This is a genomic window from Pelovirga terrestris (assembly GCF_014773365.1).
Classification (GTDB): domain Bacteria; phylum Desulfobacterota; class Desulfuromonadia; order Desulfuromonadales; family Geopsychrobacteraceae; genus Pelovirga; species Pelovirga terrestris.
In genome coordinates, this window is the sequence record NZ_JACWUN010000007.1 from 159,920 (window position 1) to 167,272 (window position 7,353).

5 protein-coding genes and 2 tRNA genes are annotated in these 7,353 nt (G+C 56.5%); all 7 read left to right on the forward strand.

Annotated elements, in window-relative coordinates; genetic code table 11:
- Positions 1-114: 114 nt before the first annotated feature.
- The 7 genes from mnmH (at position 115) to ICT70_RS08065 (ending at position 6,981) form a co-directional block, all read left to right on the forward strand.
- Positions 115-1,182 (forward strand): tRNA 2-selenouridine(34) synthase MnmH, encoded by a 1,068-nt coding sequence (gene mnmH / locus ICT70_RS08035; protein ID WP_191155331.1) that lies wholly within the window; start codon positions 115-117, stop codon positions 1,180-1,182.
- A gap of 63 nt (positions 1,183-1,245) precedes the next feature.
- The gene (locus tag ICT70_RS08040; RefSeq protein WP_191155333.1) at positions 1,246-2,748 is read left to right on the forward strand and encodes a leucyl aminopeptidase; all 1,503 of its coding nucleotides are present in this window, start codon (positions 1,246-1,248) and stop codon (positions 2,746-2,748) included.
- Between the two features lie 19 nt (positions 2,749-2,767).
- The gene (gene corA / locus ICT70_RS08045) at positions 2,768-3,862 is read left to right on the forward strand and encodes a magnesium/cobalt transporter CorA (protein ID WP_191155335.1); all 1,095 of its coding nucleotides are present in this window, start codon (positions 2,768-2,770) and stop codon (positions 3,860-3,862) included.
- A gap of 212 nt (positions 3,863-4,074) precedes the next feature.
- Complete coding sequence (hisZ, locus tag ICT70_RS08050) at positions 4,075-5,364, forward strand: ATP phosphoribosyltransferase regulatory subunit (RefSeq protein WP_191155336.1); 1,290 nt, start codon at positions 4,075-4,077, stop codon at positions 5,362-5,364.
- Positions 5,365-5,421: 57 nt separating this feature from the next.
- Positions 5,422-6,723 carry an adenylosuccinate synthase gene (locus tag ICT70_RS08055; RefSeq protein WP_191155337.1) on the forward strand — a complete coding sequence of 434 codons (1,302 nt, stop codon included), beginning with the start codon at positions 5,422-5,424 and terminating at the stop codon, positions 6,721-6,723.
- A gap of 52 nt (positions 6,724-6,775) precedes the next feature.
- Positions 6,776-6,851, forward strand: a tRNA-Lys gene (locus ICT70_RS08060).
- A 52-nt stretch (positions 6,852-6,903) separates the two neighbouring features.
- Positions 6,904-6,981 (forward strand) — tRNA-Glu (locus ICT70_RS08065).
- The last annotated feature ends 372 nt before the right edge of the window (positions 6,982-7,353 follow it).

Here is a 7,353-nt window from a genome sequence, read left to right on the forward strand (position 1 = left end):
CCGATACTGTCAACCTTTTTCTTGACATCATTAACTTTTCGTCCCCATAGTTGCCCCGACCTTCTTCATCCCGGCTGCACCAACCGACGCGACACCACCTCCTGGAGCACAGTAATGCACGCAACCATCGACCTGGAAGCAGCACTTAAATACCGCCGGCAACAGGCACTGCTGGTTGATGTCCGCTCTCCGGCTGAATATGCTGAAGCAAGTATCCCCGGTGCGATCAATGTGCCCCTGTTCAGCAATGATGAACGTGCCGAGATCGGCACCCTCTATAAGCAGCAGGGAAAAATGATTGCTCGCCGCCGTGGTGTTATCATTGCCGCGCCAAAGATTCCCGATTTCGTCAGTCAGATCGAATCGGCCCGCGGCCGGTCGACGTTGCCGGTGGTGATTTTCTGTTGGCGTGGCGGCATGCGCTCCCTGGCCATGACCAGTTTCATGAACCTGGCCGGAATTCCCGCACGCCAACTCAGCGGTGGGCACAAAGCCTTTCGCCGCATGGTCTGCGATTATTTTGACAACTATCAATGGCCAAAAATCTATGTACTGCGTGGCCTGACCGGTATCGGCAAGACCCGTATCCTGCAGCAACTGGAACAACAGGGGGAACCGGTTATCGATCTGGAAAAAATTGCCAACCACCGTGGCAGCGCTTTTGGTGGTCTGGGGCTGGGCGAACAACCCGGACAACAACAATTTGAGGCGCGCCTGTGGGCCAGGCTGGAGGAATTACACGACAGCCCTTACCTCATCACCGAAGGGGAAAGTCGCCATATCGGCCGCCGCGCTGTCCCGCCACGTTTTCATCAGGCGATGCAGCAACAGCCCAGCCTCTGGCTCACGACCTCAATGAAACTACGTACCGAGGTCATTCTTGCTGACTACCCCGATCTGGAGCAGCGCCACCCGGCGATTGCCTGCGCCCTCAATTCCCTGCGTGAGCGGCTGGGAAACAAAAGGGTCGATCAACTCCAGCACTTACTCGACACCGAAAACTGGCAGTTGCTGATCGCCAGATTAATGGAGGATTACTATGACCCGCTCTATCTGCACACCAAGCCCCAGCACCATCAGGAAATCTGTTATGATTCTCTGGAGCAAGGGGCGGCAGCGGTCATGAGCGCCCTCAAGTGTCTGGAAGAGGGTAGACAGGTATACACTGGGACAATAGATTGACCGTTCGAAGACCTTTCGGCAATTTACAACATCACCAACCGACAACAGCACGGAGCAGTTACCATGAAGATTCTGGTCAAAAAAACCAGCCCCACGATTACCACCCCCTGCCTTATTTTCTTTACCCCGGAAGGACGAACCAGCCCCCAGCTCCTCGCCCAGCTTGACGATCATTTCTGCCAACTGGTAACCACAGCACAACGCAGCAATGAATTTCGTGGTCGCCACGCAGAAACTCTCCTGCTTCATGCCGTCGGCACGAGTGGCCCCAATCGGATCTTGCTGGTAGGGATCGGCAAAGCAGGCGACGCCTCGCTCGACAAATTACGCCAGGCCGCCGGCAGCGCGGTGGCGGTGCTCAAACAAAAAAACATCAGCAAGGCCACCTTTAGCCAGAGCGATCTGGTGATTAAAAAAACCACGGCAGAACAACAGGCACAGGCCATCGTCGAAGGGATACTGCTGGCCAACTATCAATATCTGCGCTATCAACACCCGGCCCCCGACACGGCAAAACCTCTGGAACAGTTGGTCCTGTTGGCCGCCGACGCAAAAACCCTTGCCCTGCTGCAACGTGGCGCCAACCGAGCCGAAGCGATCTGTGCCGGCGTTCATCTGGCGCGTGACCTGGTGAACGCCCCCGGCAACCTCAAGTCGCCGGAATTTCTGGCCATGCAGGCGGTAGCCATGGCAGAAAAAAACGGCATCAAAGCCCATCTACTCGATCAGGCGCGGCTCCAACAGCTTGGTTGCGGTGCACTCCTCGGTGTTGCCCAGGGAAGTACCCGCCCACCCTACCTGATTGTCCTTGAGTATGCGGGCGACCCAACAGGCGCTGCCCCGCTGGCGCTGGTCGGTAAAGGCGTTACCTTTGATACCGGTGGCATCTCCCTTAAACCTGCCGACAAGATGGATGAGATGAAGATGGACATGGGCGGAGCGGCAACCGTTATCGGCACCATGTTGGCCGCCGCCCGGTTGGAACTGCCCGTCAACCTGGTTGCGGTGGTCCCGGCGGTGGAAAACATGCCCTCCGGCAACGCCATCCGCCCCGGGGACATTCTGACCTCCCTGTCGGGCAAGACCATTGAAGTCCTCAATACCGATGCCGAAGGGCGGCTTATCCTCGCTGATGCCCTGACCTATGTGGGCCGTTATAACCCCCGGGCGGTCATTGATCTGGCCACCCTGACCGGCGCCTGCATCATCGCTCTCGGCAATCAGGCGGCAGCGATCCTCGGCAACGATGACAAGCTGATCGATCAATTGCTCCAAGCCGGGCAGCGCAGTGGCGAACGCCTGTGGCAGCTCCCTTTGTGGGAAGAATACGCCGGCCAGATCAAGAGTGATTTTGCCGATGTAAAAAACACCGGTGGTCGTCCGGCCGGCACCATCACCGCTGCCGCTTTCCTGCAGAAATTTGCCGACCAGTATAAGTGGGCGCATCTGGATATCGCCGGCATGGCCTGGGAGGATAAAGGCAAAGTCGGCATCCCCCGTGGCGGCAGTGGCTTCGGTGTCCGCCTGCTCATCGACTACCTGCTTGATGAAGCCGGCAGAGCCTGACCAGCGCAAAGGATCAGCAATGAAACCCCTATCCGCCCGTCTTGAAACCGTCACCTCCCTGTTTCGCACGCCGCCGAAACAGATTGGTCTGCCCCCAGGGACCCTGATCCATGTCGGCACGCGGGAAATGGAGCACCCGCTTCTGACCCGCACCGATTTCAGCCCGAGCGACTATCAGCAGCGATCTGCCGCTTCTCTGGCCGACTGTCTCCCACCGGCGCCGACCGATGGCGTCAGCTGGGTTCACCTTGAGGGTCTGCACGATGTCACCCTGGTCAACGAGCTCGGCAACCTGGCCCAGCTTCATGCCCTGGCCCAGGAAGATATTCTCAACACCCACCATCAACCCAAGTATGAAGAATACGATGACGCTATTTTGATCATCCTTAAGCTTTTAACGATAGATGGCGACCACCTGCAGATCCGCGATGAACAGTTCTGCCTGGCTCTAAGCAGCGGGCGCCTGGTTACTTTTCGTGAGCAGACGGGTGAGCTGTTCACTATGGTACATCAGCGCCTGGCTGCGAAGAACGCCAAATTCCGCGAACGCGGTGCCGACTACCTCGCTTATGCGCTGATGGATACCGTCTTCGATAGCTATTACCACGTGCTGGAAACCATCGGTGAGCGTCTCGATCTGATCGAGGCGGAGCTGATTGATCACCCCAGTCGTGATTTATTGCAACAGATCCACCAGATCCGTGGTCAATTATCGTTCGTACGCAAGACGGTTTCCCCTATCCACGACCTGACCCGGGTTCTGATTCACAGCGAATCCCCATTGATTGAAGAGCGCACCCGCCTTTATCTACGCGACCTTCACGACCATATTCTTCATGTTCTCGCCAACCTCGACAGCTACCGTGATACCGCCAAGGGACTCATCGAACTGTCCCTTTCGAGCATGAGTTACCGCACCAACGAAGTCATGCAGGTGTTGACCGTCATTGCTGCCATCTTCATCCCCCTGACCTTTATTGCCGGGGTTTACGGAATGAATTTTGCCGTCATGCCGGAATTGGCGTGGCGTTTTGGCTACCCCTTTGCTCTGCTGCTGATGGTGGCATGCGCAACAGGGATGCTCTGGTATTTTAAACGCAAGAAGTGGTTTTAGATTTCACCACAGCGACACAGGGGCACAGAGCACAACAAACTGATATTTTGTGGTTCAAACCTGGCCTGCTACCCCCATTTGTCAGGCGGTGACAGCTTGACACAACAGTGAAACTGTTGCTAAATTGCCGCGTTCGGCATAACAGACAACGACGGTGTCTCTTCCTTATAGCTAAAGGAACTTATTCGGGCACCTCAGCGGAGCTTTAGTTCATGCGCTTTTCTGATCCACCACAAGATTCTGACCTCCCCAAAGGGGTTCGTGATTTTCTCCCTCTAAAAGCGGCCAAGCTGGAATTTTTGCAACAGCAGCTTCGCAAGGTCTATTCCGCCTGGGGATTTCACCCGGTCATACCGCCGCAACTGGAATTTCTCGATGTGCTGGAACGTGGTTTAGGCGAAGGGTTGCGCGAACGCGCGTTCCGCTTTGACGATCGCCAGAGTAACCGCCTCCTGGCTTTTCCCCCGGACATGACCGCCCAGATTGCCCGCATTGCCGCCACCCGCATGAGCCAGATGCTGCTGCCATTGCGCCTGTGCTACAATGGCAGAGTCCTGCGCCATACCGAACAGCAGGCCGGCAAGGATCGCGATATTTTTCAGTCGGGCGTTGAACTGATCGGACTGGACAGCCCCGAAGCTGACGCCGAAATGATCGCCATGACCATTGAAGCGCTCAGCGCCGTTGGTGCCGATCGTTTTACCGTTGATATCGGTCAGATGGAGTTTTTCCGTGGCGTCATGGACGGGCTCCCGGTTGATCGTCAGCAAGCCGAGCTGATCGCCGATGCCATCCTGCGCAAAGACAGCTCCGAACTCGATCTGCTCCTCGCCGACACCAGCATCAGCGACCGCACCAGATCCGAGATCCAGGCTCTGCCGCGTCTGTTTGGCGGCCGCGAAGTCCTTGAGCTCGCTGAAAAATCAGTCAGCAACGACCGCTCCCGCCGGGCGCTGGACAACCTGGCAGACATTCTTGATGTGCTGGAAACCTACGGTGTCAGCGAGCATGTCACCATCGACCTCGGTGAACTACGTGGACTCAACTATCATACCGGCATGACCTTCCAGGGCTTCCTTCCCGGACTGGGACGCAGTATCTGCAGTGGCGGTCGCTATAACACTCTGATGGCTCAGTATGGTCTCGATGTGCCCGCAACCGGATTCACCTTCAGCCTGCTTCATCTGCTCTTTGCCCTTGATAAAAATCTCGATCAGACCATTGCTCCCGGCACCGACCTGCTGGTGTACTCTACCGGCGACCATCTGCGTGCCGCGCAGAAACTCGCGCGCCAGTTACGCCAACGAGGTTATTCGGTAGCACGGGATATTATCAGACGCCGGATTGACGAAACCCTTGTTTATGCCCGCCAGATGAATTACCGTTACGTGGCCGTTGTCGCTACCGAAGATCTTGAGATTGAACTGATCTCGCTGGCTGATTCCAGCCGCAGCCGCATCAACTGGCAGCAGATTCAACACCCGGACTTCACCTTGTATTGATTTTACCCACTGCCGGAAAGCATCATCAACCGGCACAACAGGAGCGAGCAGGAACCTATGGCCAACATGATTATCGTCGGTGCCCAATGGGGTGACGAAGGCAAAGGCAAAGTCGTCGACATCTACACCGAATTCGTCCAGAATGTCGTACGTTTTCAGGGCGGCAACAATGCCGGACATACCCTGGTGGTCGGTGACGAAAAAACCGTTCTTCACCTGATCCCCTCCGGCATCCTGCATCAAGGAAAACGCTGCATTATCGGCAACGGCGTGGTTCTTGATCCCAAGGTCTTTCTTGAGGAGATTGACAAGCTCAAGAAACGTGGGTACCTGCAGGATGATCAGCAATTGATGGTCGATGGCGCAGTCAATATCATCATGCCCTACCACAAGAAGATCGACATCGCCCGCGAAGTCAAATCCGGCGCCAAAAAAATCGGCACCACCGGTCGCGGCATCGGTCCGACCTACGAAGACAAAGTTGGGCGCCGCGGCATCCGCTTTGCCGATTTGCTCAAACCCGAAACCTTCCGCCGCAAGTTAAAAGAGATCCTGCCGGAAAAAAACTTCTTCCTTGAAAACTACCTCGGCGAAGAACCCCTCAGTGAAGAGGCCATCGCTGAAGAATATCTCGGTTACGCCGAGCGCCTGCGGGTTTATCTCGGCCGCGCCTCGACGACCCTCGACCAGGCCATCAAAAATGGTGAAAGCATTCTATTTGAAGGGGCACAAGGCAGCCTGCTCGATATTGACCACGGCACCTATCCTTACGTCACCTCCTCCTCGACCATTGCCGCAGGCGCCTGCACCGGTACCGGTCTTGGACCAAAGGTTATCGACGAAATCATCGGCATCTCCAAAGCCTATGTTACCCGGGTGGGCGAAGGCCCCTTCCCGACCGAGCTCAACGATGAAATGGGGAAAACCCTGCGCGCTGCCGGCAACGAATTTGGTGCCACCACCGGTCGTCCGCGCCGCACCGGTTGGCTCGACATTGTCGCCCTGCGTGATGCGGTCCGTACCAATGGTCTGACCGGTATCGCCCTGACCAAGATGGACGTACTGAGTGAACTCGACACCATCAAGGTCTGTACCGCCTATCGTCACGGCGAACAGATTATCGAGGAGTTCCCCCAAGATCTCGATGTCTTGAGTGCCTGCACGCCGATCTATGAAGAAATTCCCGGTTGGCAGTCAGATATCAGCGGACTGAAGCACTATGCTGACCTGCCCAAACAGGTTCGCGACTATGTTGCAAAGATTGAAAGCTGGACGGATTGCCCCGTCGTGCTGCTATCGGTCGGCCCCCGTCGCGACCAGACCCTGCAGCGCAGCAACCCTTTCACAAAAAAGTCGTGAAAAAAGGTTGACGCTCTGCAGCGATTCACGTATAAAAGCTTTCCGTTGCTACGGGCCGGTAGCTCAGTTGGTAGAGCATCTGACTTTTAATCAGATGGTCACTGGTTCGATCCCAGTCCGGCTCACCATTTACACAGTACCACCTGCGGGGTCATTTCCCGCAGGGGCTTGAAGTGTCAAGTCCCTATCGTCTAGCCTGGCCCAGGACACCGCCCTTTCACGGCGGCGACGGGGGTTCGAATCCCCCTGGGGACGCCAACTAAAGAAAAAGGCTCTGCCATTTATGGTAGGGCTTTTTTCTTTTTCTGGTTATCGGGATTCGAAGCGTAGCGAGCGCTGACTGAATGTCAGAAAAGCGGCCATGGACGGCCGCGTCAGCGAGCGCCGGGGAGCCGACGCAGGAACCCGCGTGATGCGGGTGACGTAGTGGGCGAATCCCCCTGGGGACGCCAAAAAAGGAAGCCTCTCTGCTCACGTGGAGGGGCTTTTTTCTTTTTCTGGTCATCGGGATTCGAAGCGTAGCGAGCGCTGACTGAATGTCAGAAAAGCGGCCATGGACGGCCGCGTCAGCGAGCGCCGGGGAGCCGACGCAGGAACCCGCGTGATGCGGGTGACGTAGTGGGCGAATCC